The organism is Bhargavaea cecembensis DSE10 (assembly GCF_000348905.1).
In the GTDB taxonomy this organism is placed as follows: Bacteria; Bacillota; Bacilli; order Bacillales_A; family Planococcaceae; genus Bhargavaea; species Bhargavaea cecembensis.
This window is the reverse complement of sequence record NZ_AOFT01000009.1, coordinates 145,366-158,453: the sequence shown is the minus strand read 5'-3', so window position 1 is coordinate 158,453 and position 13,088 is coordinate 145,366. Positions and strand designations below refer to the sequence as shown.

Below are 13,088 nucleotides of genomic sequence, written 5' to 3'. Positions count from 1 at the left end.
GGAAGGAACCATCCGGTATTAGCCCCGGTTTCCCGGAGTTATCCCGACCTTACAGGCAGGTTGCCCACGTGNTCACCCGTCCGCCGCTGAATCGGGGGAGCAAGCTCCCCGTCATCCGCTCGACTTGCATGTATTAGGCACGCCGCCAGCGTTCGTCCTGAGCCAGGATCAAACTCTCCATAAGAGAGTACTATTTAATTTCCAGATATTCTGCCGTATGATCATTCGCCTCCGGCACATTCTATGAGTACAAGGAGGTGATACATCCATGGCAAACGACAACAACAACTCGAACCAGCTTCTCGTACCTGGTGTCCGCCAAGCGCTTGACCAGATGAAGTATGAAATTGCTCAGGAATTCGGAGTTCAGCTGGGTGCCGACGCAACATCGCGTGCCAACGGTTCCGTTGGCGGAGAAATCACCAAGCGTTTGGTTTCGATGGCACAGCAGCAAATGAAGGGTCAACAATAATGCAAGCGAAGGCCGCCCGTCCAAGACGGGCGGTCTTTAAATTTGTGCCGTTCTTTTACATAAAGTGTGCTTCCGTCGCCCCGGTCTATTCTCATGCCTCCTTTGGAGATATCTTCCGAAAACAAATTCGATTTTGAAACGCCGAAATGTTAGGCGTATAATCGGAAGTGAATATAGAAAAGGGGTGACTGGGCATGAACAGAGAAGATCTGCTGGCGCCGGAGCTGTATAACCTTGCTTCTGAATTTGAGAAATATGCTGATGACCCGGCGCGCAAGGCGCTGATCTGGACAAACGGGCAGGAAACGCGCGAAGTGTCGTACGGGGAACTGATGGACCGCGCAAACCGCTGTGCAAACGTGCTCGCCTCGCACGGCCTCGGAAAAGGCGATGTCGTCATCGTCATGATGCCCAGGCTGATCGAAGCTTATGTGGCTTATGTGGCTGCCCTGAAGTCCGGCATTGTCGTCATTCCAAGTTCTGAAATGCTCCGTGCATCGGATATTGATTACCGGCTTGTGCACAGCGGAGCCAAAGCGATCATCGCCTATGCTCCATTTGCGGACCAGTTCAAGGAAGCCGGCCATATGGACGGCGTCAAATTGTTTATTGTCGGTGACTCGGAGGAGGGAATTCCGCTTCTTGATGAAATGGAAAACGCTTCTGACAAATTTGAATCTCCGGAGACACGCAGCGGCGATATGGCGTTCCTGTCCTACACGTCCGGGACGACAGGCAAACCAAAAGGGGTTGTCCATACCCATGGCTGGGGCTACGCCCATCTCCGCACTTCCGCTGCAAACTGGCTCGGCATTGAGGACGGTGACACCGTTTGGGCGACTGCAAGCCCGGGCTGGCAGAAATGGATCTGGTCACCGTTTCTGGCGACACTCGGCAGCGGTTCGACCGGATTTGTCTACGACGGGCGGTTTAAGCCTGAAAAGTACCTGGACCTCATCGGTCAATACGGGGTCAATGTGCTGTGCTGCACGCCGACTGAATACCGGCTGATGGCAAAAACGGATCACCTTTCAGACTACGACCTCTCATCGCTCCATAGTGCCGTTTCGGCAGGTGAGCCCCTGAACATCGAAGTCATTGAGACCTTCCGGCGTGAATTCGACCTGGAGGTAAGGGACGGATACGGGCAGACTGAAAATACGCTGCTCGTCGGAACGATGAAGGGGATGGAGGCACGCCCGGGTTCGATGGGCAAGCCGACGCCCGGAAACCGGGTCGTCATCATTGATGATGACGGCAAGCCTTGCGCACCGGGTGAGGCAGGGGATATTGCGGTCCATGTCGACACGCCGGCTCTGTTCAAGGAATACCTGAACGATCCGGAGCGGACGAGCCGGCAATTCCGCGGAGATTATTATGTGACGGGGGACCGTGCCAGGATGGACGAGGACGGCTATTTCTGGTTTGAGGGCCGTGCAGATGACATCATCATCTCCTCCGGCTATACCATCGGGCCGTTTGAAGTGGAAGACGCACTGACCAAGCACCCGGCCGTAAAGGAATGCGCAGTGGTCGCCAGCCCGGACCCGGATCGCGGCAGCATCGTCAAGGCGTACATCGTTCTCCGGAACCCGGAGGAAGCATCGGAGGAACTCGTGAAGAACCTGCAGGAGCATGTCAAAACCGTCACGGCTCCGTATAAGTATCCGCGTGCCGTGGAATTTATCGGGGAACTGCCGAAGACCGCATCCGGCAAAATCATGAGGGTTGAACTTCGCAAGCAGGAAGCCATGAGCTGATCCTGAGCTGCACATACCCGCTTTGTCAGGTGGTTTTCGGTACCGTGCAAGGCGGCGATGAAATCTCCCCGAGCTTTTTGGGGAGGTTTTTCCGGTTTGGGGATAAGCGGGCAGGACCCGCCCCAACCCGTTCATGCCCTGCGATGCAGAGCAAAAAGGAGGGACCGTCCTTGGAAAGCAAGGAGAAAGCAGGCATCATCTGGGCGGCCTCCGCTTACCTGATATGGGGAGTGCTGCCGATTTATTGGAAAGCCCTCGGCCATGTGCCGAGCGGAGAAGTTCTTGCCCAGCGGATTTTCTGGGCGTCAATCACCACCGGAGCGGTGGTTTTGCTTCTGGGACAGGGAAAGCAGCTGGCAGAAGACCTGAAGGCCCTCTGGAAAAACCAGCGGGCATTCTGGAGCCTGTTCGGCGCTTCCGTCATCATTTCGGGCAACTGGTATCTGTTTATCTGGGCGGTCAATAACGGCCATATCGTCCAGACCAGCCTCGGATACTACATCAACCCGCTCCTATCCATCCTGCTCGGGATCATCTTCCTGAAAGAGCGGCTGTCTTCTGCTGAGAAAGCAGCCGTCGTGCTGGCTCTGGCGGGAGTCCTGATCATCACCGTTTCCCATGGGACATTCCCATGGCTTGCGCTCGGCCTGGCAGGAACGTTTGCCATTTACGGGTTTGCCAAAAAGACGATCCATCTCGATGCCCTGAGAGGATTGACGATCGAGACGGCATTTATCGCACCGGCGGCTGTCATCTATCTCATTTGGGCGGAGACCTCCGGCCAGCTGGTGTTTTTCGAGGCTGACATGGGCACCGTCATGCTCATTATCCTGTCCGGAGCGGCGACAGCCGTCCCGCTCGTCCTGTTTGCCCGGGGAGCACAGAGCATGCCGCTGTACCTGCTCGGCTTTCTCCAGTACATTGCGCCGACCATGATGCTGTTCCTGGGAGTCATAGTCTATGGCGAGGCATTCGGGGTTGTGGAGCTGATCGCCTTTTCCTTCATCTGGTCCGGACTGGTCCTGGTGACCGTTTCGAAGTTCCGGATGATGAAAAAGATGAAGCCGGCACAAGAAAAATGAAACGGACGGGGGTCCTTGCCCGTATAGTGAGTTGGAAAGGGAGGTAGTAACCAATGAATATGAAACGATGGATCGCCCTTGGAGCGGCCGTTCTCCTGTTCGTCGTCGCAGCGGGCATCAACACGGTGTCGTCCATTATGTCGATGAACTGGCAATCCGTGATGGAAGATCAGCTCGCACCTGCAGGCGGACAGATGGAGCAGGTTGTCGAGGAAGGGGATGCGAGGAACCGGATCGCGTTGCTGCGCGTAGACGGCATCATCCAGGACACGGGCGCAGCCTCCCCATTGTTTGCGACAACCGGATACAACCATCAGGCATTCATGGAGCAGCTGGAGATGATCCGGGAGGACAATTCCGTCAAGGGCGTGGTCCTGTACGTGAACTCTCCGGGCGGAGGAGTTGTAGAATCGTCCGATATCCATGACAAGCTGGTCGAAATCAAGGAAGAAAAGGATATCCCGGTTTACGTCAGCATGGGATCCATGGCGGCATCGGGCGGCTACTACATTTCGGCGCCGGCGGACAAGATCTTCGTACATAAAGAGACCCTGACCGGCTCGATCGGCGTCATCATGGAAAGTGTCAACTACGGCGGATTCGCCGAAGAGCACGGAATCGATTTCGTCACCATCAAATCGGGCGAGTACAAGGACATCATGAGCCCGACACGGGATATGACGGAAGAAGAGCGGAACATGCTGCAGACGATGCTGAACGATTCCTACGAGCGGTTTGTTGACGTCATCGAGGCAGGCCGCGGCATGAGCGAGGCAGAAGTGAAGAAATGGGCAGACGGCCGGATCATGAACGGCGGGCAGGCAGTAGAGGCCAAGCTTGCGGACGAAACCGGCCGGCTGGAAGATGCGATTGCCGGGCTCCGGGCGGATCATGACCTGGACAAAGCTCAGGTGTTTGAATATGGCATGGATGCGGGCTTCGGCTCACTATTCGGGGTGAAGATGCAGTCGCTCTTCCAGGGTGATCTGGAAAGCCGCATCATCGGACAGGTGCTGTCCGACTACAACTCGCCGCGCATGATGTACCTGTACGGTGAAAAGTGAGGAGGGATTCGAAATGACGGAACCAATTCAGGGAACCGGCCGTCTGCCCGGATCCTTCCCGGAACCGGAGGAGTTCCGGCATGCCTACGCCGGATTCTGGATCCGCTTCTGGTCTTATCTGATCGACCTGATCGTTCTGGGCTCTCTCAGCATGCTCGCAGTACGGCCGCTGTTCCGGCTGGCGGGGCTTGAAATTGCACCGGACGCATGGTATGCACCGTACAACCTGCTGACTGCGGCAATCTTTTTCCTGTATTTCATCCTCATGACGAAATACTTCGGACAGACGGTCGGCAAAATGGTCACCGGAATCCGGGTCATCCGTAGGGACGGCGGTCCGCTGGACTGGAAGACGGTCCTGTTCCGCGAGTGGGTCGGCCGGTATTTCTCGAAGACACTGGTGGTCCTGTACCTGGTGGTCGGGTTCACACCGAAAAAGGAAGCGCTGCACGACTATATCGCGGACACGCTGGTCATCCATGAAGAGCGCTACCAAAAAGCTGCCTCTTCCCGCGTTTATGCGAACCGTTTGCAAGACGGTCACGCACTCTAGTACACTGAAGGAAAAGGAGGCGTTGCAATATGGCACAAGTAACATTCAAACAACAACCGGTTACACTCCTCGGAACGGAAATCAAGGTCGGTGACGAGGCGCCGGACTTCACGGTCCTGCAAAACGACCTGTCCCCGTTCACGCTGAAAGATACGGAAGGGAAGATCCGGCTGATCAGCGTCATCCCGTCGATCGACACCGGCGTCTGCTCAACACAGACGAAGCGCTTCAACGAAGCCGTTACCGAATTGGGGGATGACGTGGCGGTCCTGACAATCTCCGTCGACCTGCCATTCGCGCAGGCGCGCTGGAAAGCATCGGAAGGCCTGGACAATGCCCACACCCTTTCCGATCACCGGGACCTGTCGTTCGGCACAGCATATGGGGCTGTCATGAAGGAGCTGCGCCTCCTGGCACGGAGCGTCTTCGTGATCGGCAAAGACGGCAAGGTGGCCTATGTCGAATACGTTCCGGAAGGCACCGACCACCCGGACTACGACAAAGCAATCGACGCCGTCAAGAAACTGGCGGAATAACCAAAACGAAACCCACTCAGGCGAGTGGGTTTCATATTTGTGGAGGATGAACATGGAAACCTATACAGAACGGATCTTTAATTTCATTGACGGCCACGCCGAAAGGATCTCGAAAAAAGAGGGCACGATGTATCTGGAAGCCGTCCTTGAAACGGTGAGGGCATGGGCGGACGGAAAGATCGGTCCGGAAGCGGAAAAGCCGTCAAAGGAAGAAGTGCGCAAGGGACTCCAGCTGGCCATGCTGAAGGGCATGAAGGAAAGCGCCCAGCCAAACCACCAGATGACACCTGATTCCATCGGGCTGATCGCCGGCTACCTGGCCGACCGTCTGTCCGGCGGCAAACCGTATGTGACGCTGTTCGACCCGGCAATCGGAACAGGAAACCTGCTCTATACCGTGATGAACTTCATGGACGGCCGCACTGCCGCAAGCGGGTCCGAAATCGATGATCTGCTGATCCAGCTCGCAGCCGCATCGGCGGAACTGCTGGCACAGCCGGTGACCCTTTATCACCAGGATTCCCTGCGACCCCTGATGGTGGACCCGGCAGACCTGGTGGTCACGGACCTGCCGGTAGGCTATTATCCGGACGATGAAAACGCGATGAACTATAATCTGAGAGCGGAGGAAGGCCATTCCTACTCCCATCACCTGTTCATCGAGCAATCTGTCCGGCACCTGAAAAAAGGCGGCCACGGCATCTTCGTCGTCCCGGCCAACCTGTTCGAATCGGAATTTGCCACACAGCTCCATACCTTCCTGAAGGGGGAAGCGGAAATCCTCGGTGTCATTGCACTTCCTGAAGGCCTGTTCAAGAATCGGGCGAATGCCAAGAGCCTGCTTCTCCTGAGGAAGCCGGACGGCCGCACCGGACCAAAGCCGGAGGTTCTGCTGGCGCAGGCGCCGGATCTGAAAAATGCAAATGCCGTCTCGGCATTTTTCGGCAAGGTCGACGCCTGGGCGGAGCAGAACGGCTATAAAAAAGCGTGATAAAAAGGGATGTGCAGCGTTCGGCTGCACATCCCTTTTGCTTATTCTGCAATCGGTTCTTCACCGGGCAGTTCTTCTGTCCGGACAACGAGCACGTCACACTTCGCGCTCCGGACAATCGTTTCCGAAATCGATCCGATCAGGAAGCGCTCGACCGCATTGAGTCCGGTCGCTCCGCAGACGATCAGATCCGCCTCGACCTTTTTCGAAATATCACGAGGGATCATCGTTTTCGGCGAACCGTATTCCACGACGAGGTTCACATCCCTGACGCCGGCCGCTTCAGCTTCTTTGCGGTAGTCGGAAAGGAGCTGGTCCGCGAATTTATGGGCCCGATCAGCGATGGAGCGGTCATACGCCTCAACCGCGGCAAACGAGCGGGTGTCAATGATGTTCACCAGGTTCAGAGTGGCATTGTTGCGCTTTGCGATGCCGACCGACTTCTTGAATGCCCACTCGGCTTCCTTGGAACCATCTACCGCGACAAGAATATGTTTGTAGTTGAGTGTCATGTCGTTCCCTCCTTTTTCTACTGTTCTCTTTCGGCGTCAGAAATGCCGAATCCTGCTAGAGAGTGGCGGGAACAGTGGCAAAATTGTGTCGCTTCGGAAGAAAAGCACTTCCGTGCCGAAAAAAGAGTGGTATGATGGAACTGCAGAAACAGGGGACAAGCCAACCATCTGCCCAGCAACCAAGGATAGACATACGGGAGGGTTTAGGAAATGCGAATCGGTGTACCAAAGGAAATCAAAAACAATGAAAACCGTGTGGCAATGACGCCTGCGGGTGTGGTGACGCTCAATCTGGCGGGCCATGAAGTGCTGATTGAAAACGGAGCAGGAGAAGGCTCCGGCTTCACTGATGAAGATTATCGCGAAGCGGGAGCGACAATAGTCGGGACGGCACGTGAAGCATGGGAAGCGGACATGGTGATGAAAGTAAAAGAGCCGGTCGCATCCGAATACCCATACTTCCGTGAAGGGCTGATCCTCTTTACTTATCTCCACCTTGCACCGGAAGAAGAACTCACTGCGGCACTGCTGGAAAACAAGGTTGTCGGCATCGCCTATGAAACGGTCCAGCTGCCGAACCGCTCGCTGCCGCTGCTCTCGCCGATGAGCGAAGTTGCCGGCCGCATGGCGACACAGATCGGTGCCCAGTTCCTCGAGCGCATCCACGGCGGCAAGGGGATCCTTCTGTCCGGCGTACCCGGTGTCCAGCGCGGGAAAGTCACCGTTATCGGAGGCGGCATGGCCGGTGCGAACGCTGCCCGCGTTGCAGTCGGAATGGGTGCACAAGTGACGGTTCTCGATCTGAATCCCGAGCGGCTCCGCCAGCTTGACGACCAGTTCGGCAACGACATCCAGACACTGATGTCGAATCCGCTCAACATTGCGGAAGCGGTGAAGGAAGCGGACCTCGTCGTTGGTGCGGTGCTGATCCCGGGTGCAAAGGCGCCAAAGCTCGTCACCGAGGAAATGGTCAAGGCGATGCAGCCGGGATCGGTTCTCGTTGATATTGCGATCGACCAGGGCGGTATCTTCGAGACAAGTGACCGGGTAACGACGCATGACGATCCGACCTATGAAAAACACGGTGTCGTCCACTATGCGGTCGCCAATATGCCGGGGGCAGTTCCCCGCACGTCCACAATGGCACTGACGAATGTCACGGTGCCTTATGCGCTCCAGATCGCCAACAAAGGCTGGAAACAGGCGGCGCTTGACAACGAAGCACTCCGCAAAGGCTTCAACACGCTTGAAGGGCACATTACCTACAAAGCTGTTGCAGATGATCAGGGCCGCGAATATGTCCCGGTCGAATCTCTGCTCCAATAATGCACAGCAAAACCGCCGAAGGAAAATCCTTTCGGCGGTTTATCTTTTCGTATGGACCGGTCAATTGTAAATCCTGTTACCCGATGATTTGAAGTTCTTTCGGGAATTTGGTCAGCACTTCCACACCGTCGGCCGTGACGACGACATCATCCTCGATCCGGACGCCGGTGATGTCCGGGTGATAGATGCCCGGTTCGATCGTGAAGACCATGCCTTCCTCGAGTTCCATTTCATTCGAACCGTGCAGGGAAGGGAATTCATGGACGGAAATTCCGAGTCCATGGCCCAGGCGGTGGGTGAAGTACTCGCCGTAGCCGGCTTCAGTGATCACATCCCGGGCCGTCTTGTCGAGGTCCATCGCACGAACACCGGGCTTGACTGCATCGACGGCAGCCTGCTCGGCGCGCTTCACGGTCTCATAGATGGTGCGCATTTCTTCTGTGGGCTCACCGAACGCCACAGTGCGGGTGATGTCGGAACAGTAGCCTTCCCAGACAACTCCAAGGTCGAACAGGATAAAGTCTCCCTTCCGGATTTTCCGGTCACCCGGAGTGCCATGTGGAGAAGCCGTCTTCTTGCCGCTCAGCACCATCGTATCGAATGACATATGCGATACGCCTTTTTTCTTCATCTCGAACTCGATGGCCGTAAGGATCTCCAGCTCTGTCTTGCCTTCTGCGATTTCACGGCAGCCGACTTCAATGGCGTAGTCCGCGAGTTCCGCCGCTTTGCGGAGTTTCTCGAGTTCGGCCCCGTCCTTGATGTTCCTCATGGCATTGAGTTTGCTGTCGAGCCCTGTGAATGCGGCTTCCGGATAAATCTCTTTTAGTCGTTCATAGCGTTCGACATTCATGTGGGACTTCTCGATCGCAATCCGGGATGGTGTGATGCCGCGCCCGCGGATCGCCCGGTCGACAATCGTCCATGCATCATCGGTATCTTCGTGTCCCACGGCTTCGCCCGTCCATCCGGCCGCCTTTACATCCGGCAGCTCCATTTTCGGTGCAATGATGAACGGCTCGGCATCGCGGAATACCGCAACGGCCAGCAGCCGCTCATGGGGTTCGCTTTTGAATCCGGAAAGGTAAAACACATTATCGGGTGTCGTGACCAGTGCAGCGTCGATCCCGTTCTCCTTCATGTACGTCCTGATTTCTTTTATTTTCTCCATTCCGAACACCAGCCTTTCTGAATGAATCCATCATAGCAAAAAGAAGGATTCGGCGCATACCCTGTCGAAACATGCCCGGGAGCAAACAGAAAGGGGCATGTATTCATGAAAGTTTCTTATCACGGCCATTCGGTCGTCAAAATCCGGACGGAGCGGCATACAATCCTGATCGATCCGTTCATTACCGGCAACGAACTGACGGACCTGAAACCAGAAGATGAGAATCCGGATGTCATCCTTCTGACACATGGACATGGCGATCACGTGGGTGACACGGTCGACATCGCGAAGCGTTCCGGCGCGCTTGTCGTCGCACCGAATGAGCTGGCCGTCTGGCTGGGCTGGCAGGGCGTCAACACACACCCGATGCACATCGGCGGCGCATATGAGTTCGATTTCGGGAAAGTAAAGTTCACCCAGGCGTTCCACGGCTCTTCTTTCATCAAAGAAGACAGCCAGGAAATCATCTACACGGGCATGCCGGCCGGGATCCTGTTCACTGCTGAAGGAAAGACGGTCCACCATCTTGGTGACACGGGACTGTTCTCCGACCTGGAACTGATCGGGAAGCGCCACCCGGCGGATATCGCCTTTTTGCCGATCGGGGACAACTTCACTATGGGGCCCGAGGACGCGGCTTATGCGGTCGGCCTCCTGAAGCCGAAGGTGGCGGTGCCGATCCACTATGATACGTTCCCTCCGATCAGGCAGGATCCGGAAGACTTTAAAAATCAGGTGGAAGGAACCGAAGTGAGGATCATGAAGGCGGGAGACTCCATCGATCTCTGACCACCATAACTGTTGCGGGAGGCGCCGGGCCTTCCGTTTTTTGCTTTCCCAACCAGGACCTGCCGCATGACGGACCCACTTCACCCGGGGTTCTTTTTGCTACTCAGGCACGCCCACTATGGTAAGATGGAATCATCAGAAGCTGGGAAAAGGTGACGACGTGGCGACAAAACATGAGAAGATCTTACAATACATCGAGAGCCTGCCGGTCGGCGACAAAATCTCCGTCCGCCAGGTCGCCAAGGAGATGAATGTCTCCGAGGGAACGGCGTACCGTGCCATCAAGGAAGCGGAAAACCGGAAACTCGTCAATACGATCGAACGGGTCGGGACGATCCGGATCGAGCAGAAGAAAAAAGAGAACATCGAGCGGCTGACATTTGCAGAAGTGGTGAATATCGTTGACGGGCAGGTCCTGGGCGGCCGGAACGGCCTCCACAAGACACTGACGAAATTCGTCATCGGCGCGATGCAGATGGAAGACATGATGCGATACACCGACCCGGGCAGTTTGCTGATTGTCGGGAACCGCCTGAAGGTGCACGGAAATGCCATCCGCGCGGGAGCGGCCGTCCTGATTACGGGCGGGTTTGATGCCTCCGACGAGGTGAAGAAGCTGGCCGACGAAGTGGAACTTCCGATCATCTCGACCAGCTATGACACGTTCACCGTGGCGACGATGATCAACAGGGCGATCTATGACCAGCTGATCGAAAAGGATATTCTCCTTGTCGAGGACATCATTGTGCCGATCAGCCAGACGGCCACACTCGATTCGGGCGATCATGTGTCCGATTTTCATGCGCGCAACAAAACAACCTCTCACGGCGCATTTCCGGTGACAAGCGGGAGCGGCCGGCTTGTCGGCATCGTCACGGCAAAGGACGTGATCGGGATGGACGGAGAGGTCCCGATCGAACGGGTCATGACACCGAAACCGATCTCCGCGGGGATGAAGATGAGTGTTGCCTCGGCGGCCCACAGAATGATCTGGGAAGGGATTGACCTGATGCCTGTCGTCTCCACGGGAGACAAGCTTGAGGGGGTCATCAGCCGCCAGGATGTGCTGAAGGCGCTCCAGGTCGCACAGCGGCAGCCGCACCAGGGGGATACATTCGAAGACCTCGTGCGGTCGCAGATGGAAGAGGACGCGGAGGCGGAATCCACCCTGCTCTTCACCGTGACACCCAGGATGACCAATCCTCTCGGTTCACTTTCCCACGGTGCGCTGACGATTATGCTGTCGGAAGCGGCCGATCAGTTCCTGAAAAAGCGCAAGCGCGGGGAAAGTGTCATCGAGAGCATGTCCGTGTACTTCATGAAGCATGTCCAGCTCGGTTCCCAAGTCCGCATCAGGCCGGAACTGCTGGACATGAGCCGGCACTTTGCCAAGATGGAATTCACCGTATACAGCGGTGAGGCCATCGTCGGCAAGGCCATGATGATGCTTCAGGTATTTGAACGATGAAAAAAGTGATGCACAGTCTGTGCATCACTTTTCATTCAGCCGCCGCTCTTCCTCAAGGAAGCCGGCATAATGTTTTCTCGCCTTAATATTGTGGACAAGAACGTAGAGTCCGAGCAGGATGAAGGCTGCGGCTACGATATACGTGACCACTCCGGTAAACAGGATCAGCTGATGCGCACCGAACAGCATGATGAATGCTCCGAGTGCTGCCGAGGCGCTGCTGCGGTGATACTGGCGCTCCGCCTGAAGCGTTGTCCGGAACTGCTTTGTCTTAAAGTAAAGATAGGCGACCACTGAAAAGATGATCAGTGCGAGAAAAGTCAGATTAAGCATTGAATCCCTCCGGTCAAGCAAAACTGTCCTCATTGTATCTCGAATTTTGCCGGATTGCGAAGGGAAAAGACCGGTCGATGGAGGGAATAGGGTTGAAACGACAAATCATTGACACAATTGAGCGCTACGACACCATCATCATCCACCGCCATGTAAGGCCGGATCCGGATGCATATGGTTCCCAGCTGGGACTCAAGACGCTGATCCTGGACAATTATCCGGGGAAGAAGGTGTTCGCTGCCGGCGATCATGACTTTTCGCTGGATTATCTCGGAAGGCCGGACGAAGTGGCCGTGCCGCTTTATGAGGGCGCGCTCGTCATCGTGACAGACACGGCGAATACGGAAAGGATTGACGGCTGCCACTACGGCAAAGGTGCCGAGCTCATCAAGATCGACCACCATCCCGATGACGACCGGTACGGCACCATCAGATGGGTGGAGCCTGACGCCAGTGCGACAAGCGAGCTGATTTACCGGCTGTTCAAGGCAGGCGAGCAGTCGCGGGGCTGGAGGATGAGCGTCGGGGCCGCCCGGCTCCTATACGCAGGCATTATCGGAGATACGGGAAGGTTCCTGCATCCGTCGGCCGGCCCGGAAACGTTCCTGGCAGCGGCAGAGCTGGTGTCACACGGCTTTGACCGTCCCTCCCTCCATAACGCGATGTACGAGATGGATGCGCCTCTCCTCAGGCTGAACGGTTACATCCTGCAAAACCTCAAAGTGGACAATGGGGTAGGCGTGGTCAAAATTACTTCGGAAACGATGGACGAATTCGGTGTCACCGCCTCGGATACCGCAAAACTGGTCGGGGTTCCCGGCGCAGTCAAGGGGCTGGTCGCCTGGGTCTTCCAGGTCGAGGAGGAAGACCAGATCCGCCTCCGCTTCCGTTCCAAAGGTCCGGTTGTCAATGATCTGGCCAGGCGGTTCGGAGGGGGCGGCCATGCACTTGCCGCCGGCGCTTCCGCCGCAGACTGGAAGGAAGCGGAGCAGGCGGCAGAAGCACTTCGTGAACTGTGCGGCAACTGACAG

The 13,088-nt window shown here is 56.2% G+C and carries 14 protein-coding genes and 1 rRNA gene; 11 read left to right on the top strand and 4 right to left on the bottom strand.

Features of this window, described 5'->3' with window-relative positions; genetic code table 11:
* Positions 1-184: ribosomal RNA gene (locus C772_RS10205) — 16S ribosomal RNA — on the bottom strand; the annotation flags it as partial.
* Between the two features lie 84 nt (positions 185-268).
* Between C772_RS10205 and C772_RS10200 the strand changes: the two genes are divergently transcribed.
* The 7 genes from C772_RS10200 to C772_RS10170 all read left to right on the top strand — a co-directional run bounded on the left by C772_RS10200 (position 269) and on the right by C772_RS10170 (position 6,458).
* Positions 269-472, top strand: coding sequence for an alpha/beta-type small acid-soluble spore protein (locus tag C772_RS10200; RefSeq protein ID WP_008299759.1), 204 nt, complete (start codon positions 269-271; stop codon positions 470-472).
* A gap of 194 nt (positions 473-666) precedes the next feature.
* On the top strand, positions 667-2,232 hold the full coding sequence (gene mbcS, locus C772_RS10195) for an acyl-CoA synthetase MbcS (protein ID WP_008299758.1): 1,566 nt from the start codon (positions 667-669) through the stop codon (positions 2,230-2,232).
* Positions 2,233-2,402: 170 nt separating this feature from the next.
* Entirely contained in the window at positions 2,403-3,314 is a 912-nt protein-coding gene (rarD, locus tag C772_RS10190; protein WP_008299756.1) for an EamA family transporter RarD, read from the top strand.
* Between the two features lie 53 nt (positions 3,315-3,367).
* Positions 3,368-4,378 carry a signal peptide peptidase SppA gene (gene sppA, locus C772_RS10185; protein WP_008299754.1) on the top strand — a complete coding sequence of 337 codons (1,011 nt, stop codon included), beginning with the start codon at positions 3,368-3,370 and terminating at the stop codon, positions 4,376-4,378.
* Between the two features lie 13 nt (positions 4,379-4,391).
* Positions 4,392-4,931, top strand: coding sequence for an RDD family protein (locus C772_RS10180; RefSeq protein WP_008299751.1), 540 nt, complete (start codon positions 4,392-4,394; stop codon positions 4,929-4,931).
* A gap of 29 nt (positions 4,932-4,960) precedes the next feature.
* Positions 4,961-5,467: a thiol peroxidase gene (tpx, locus tag C772_RS10175; RefSeq protein ID WP_008299749.1), complete on the top strand. Its 507-nt coding sequence runs from the start codon at positions 4,961-4,963 to the stop codon at positions 5,465-5,467.
* A 52-nt stretch (positions 5,468-5,519) separates the two neighbouring features.
* Positions 5,520-6,458 carry a class I SAM-dependent methyltransferase gene (locus tag C772_RS10170; RefSeq protein WP_008299747.1) on the top strand — a complete coding sequence of 313 codons (939 nt, stop codon included), beginning with the start codon at positions 5,520-5,522 and terminating at the stop codon, positions 6,456-6,458.
* Positions 6,459-6,499: 41 nt separating this feature from the next.
* On the opposite strand, the gene C772_RS10165 is transcribed toward C772_RS10170, so the two are convergent.
* Complete coding sequence (locus tag C772_RS10165; RefSeq protein ID WP_008299745.1) at positions 6,500-6,970, bottom strand: universal stress protein; 471 nt, start codon at positions 6,968-6,970, stop codon at positions 6,500-6,502.
* 210 nt (positions 6,971-7,180) lie between these two features.
* Here C772_RS10165 and ald point away from each other — a divergent pair, with 210 nt between their 5' ends.
* A complete protein-coding gene (gene ald / locus C772_RS10160) occupies positions 7,181-8,296 on the top strand; it encodes an alanine dehydrogenase (protein ID WP_008299743.1) in 1,116 nt (371 codons plus the stop codon).
* A 76-nt stretch (positions 8,297-8,372) separates the two neighbouring features.
* On the opposite strand, the gene C772_RS10155 is transcribed toward ald, so the two are convergent.
* Positions 8,373-9,467 carry a M24 family metallopeptidase gene (locus C772_RS10155; RefSeq protein WP_008299741.1) on the bottom strand — a complete coding sequence of 365 codons (1,095 nt, stop codon included), beginning with the start codon at positions 9,465-9,467 and terminating at the stop codon, positions 8,373-8,375.
* Positions 9,468-9,572: 105 nt separating this feature from the next.
* On the opposite strand from C772_RS10155, the gene C772_RS10150 reads away from it, so the two are divergent.
* Together C772_RS10150 and C772_RS10145 are read left to right on the top strand one after the other, a co-directional pair.
* Positions 9,573-10,256, top strand: coding sequence for a metal-dependent hydrolase (locus C772_RS10150; RefSeq protein WP_008299739.1), 684 nt, complete (start codon positions 9,573-9,575; stop codon positions 10,254-10,256).
* Positions 10,257-10,416: 160 nt separating this feature from the next.
* Entirely contained in the window at positions 10,417-11,724 is a 1,308-nt protein-coding gene (locus C772_RS10145; protein WP_035002038.1) for a DRTGG domain-containing protein, read from the top strand.
* Between the two features lie 24 nt (positions 11,725-11,748).
* On the opposite strand, the gene C772_RS10140 is transcribed toward C772_RS10145, so the two are convergent.
* Positions 11,749-12,057 (bottom strand): YtpI family protein, encoded by a 309-nt coding sequence (locus tag C772_RS10140; RefSeq protein ID WP_008299735.1) that lies wholly within the window; start codon positions 12,055-12,057, stop codon positions 11,749-11,751.
* Between the two features lie 92 nt (positions 12,058-12,149).
* Between C772_RS10140 and C772_RS10135 the strand changes: the two genes are divergently transcribed.
* Positions 12,150-13,085 carry a DHH family phosphoesterase gene (locus tag C772_RS10135; RefSeq protein ID WP_008299734.1) on the top strand — a complete coding sequence of 312 codons (936 nt, stop codon included), beginning with the start codon at positions 12,150-12,152 and terminating at the stop codon, positions 13,083-13,085.
* Positions 13,086-13,088: the final 3 nt, after the last annotated feature.

Coding starts and splice junctions, on each gene's coding strand:
- ald (WP_008299743.1), top strand. CDS start 7,181: ATGCGAATCGGTGTACCAAAGGAAATCAAAAACAATGAAAACCGTGTG.
- C772_RS10155 (WP_008299741.1), bottom strand. CDS start 9,467: ATGGAGAAAATAAAAGAAATCAGGACGTACATGAAGGAGAACGGGATC.
- C772_RS10150 (WP_008299739.1), top strand. CDS start 9,573: ATGAAAGTTTCTTATCACGGCCATTCGGTCGTCAAAATCCGGACGGAG.
- C772_RS10165 (WP_008299745.1), bottom strand. CDS start 6,970: ATGACACTCAACTACAAACATATTCTTGTCGCGGTAGATGGTTCCAAG.
- C772_RS10140 (WP_008299735.1), bottom strand. CDS start 12,057: ATGCTTAATCTGACTTTTCTCGCACTGATCATCTTTTCAGTGGTCGCC.
- tpx (WP_008299749.1), top strand. CDS start 4,961: ATGGCACAAGTAACATTCAAACAACAACCGGTTACACTCCTCGGAACG.
- C772_RS10170 (WP_008299747.1), top strand. CDS start 5,520: ATGGAAACCTATACAGAACGGATCTTTAATTTCATTGACGGCCACGCC.
- mbcS (WP_008299758.1), top strand. CDS start 667: ATGAACAGAGAAGATCTGCTGGCGCCGGAGCTGTATAACCTTGCTTCT.
- sppA (WP_008299754.1), top strand. CDS start 3,368: ATGAATATGAAACGATGGATCGCCCTTGGAGCGGCCGTTCTCCTGTTC.
- C772_RS10180 (WP_008299751.1), top strand. CDS start 4,392: ATGACGGAACCAATTCAGGGAACCGGCCGTCTGCCCGGATCCTTCCCG.
- C772_RS10200 (WP_008299759.1), top strand. CDS start 269: ATGGCAAACGACAACAACAACTCGAACCAGCTTCTCGTACCTGGTGTC.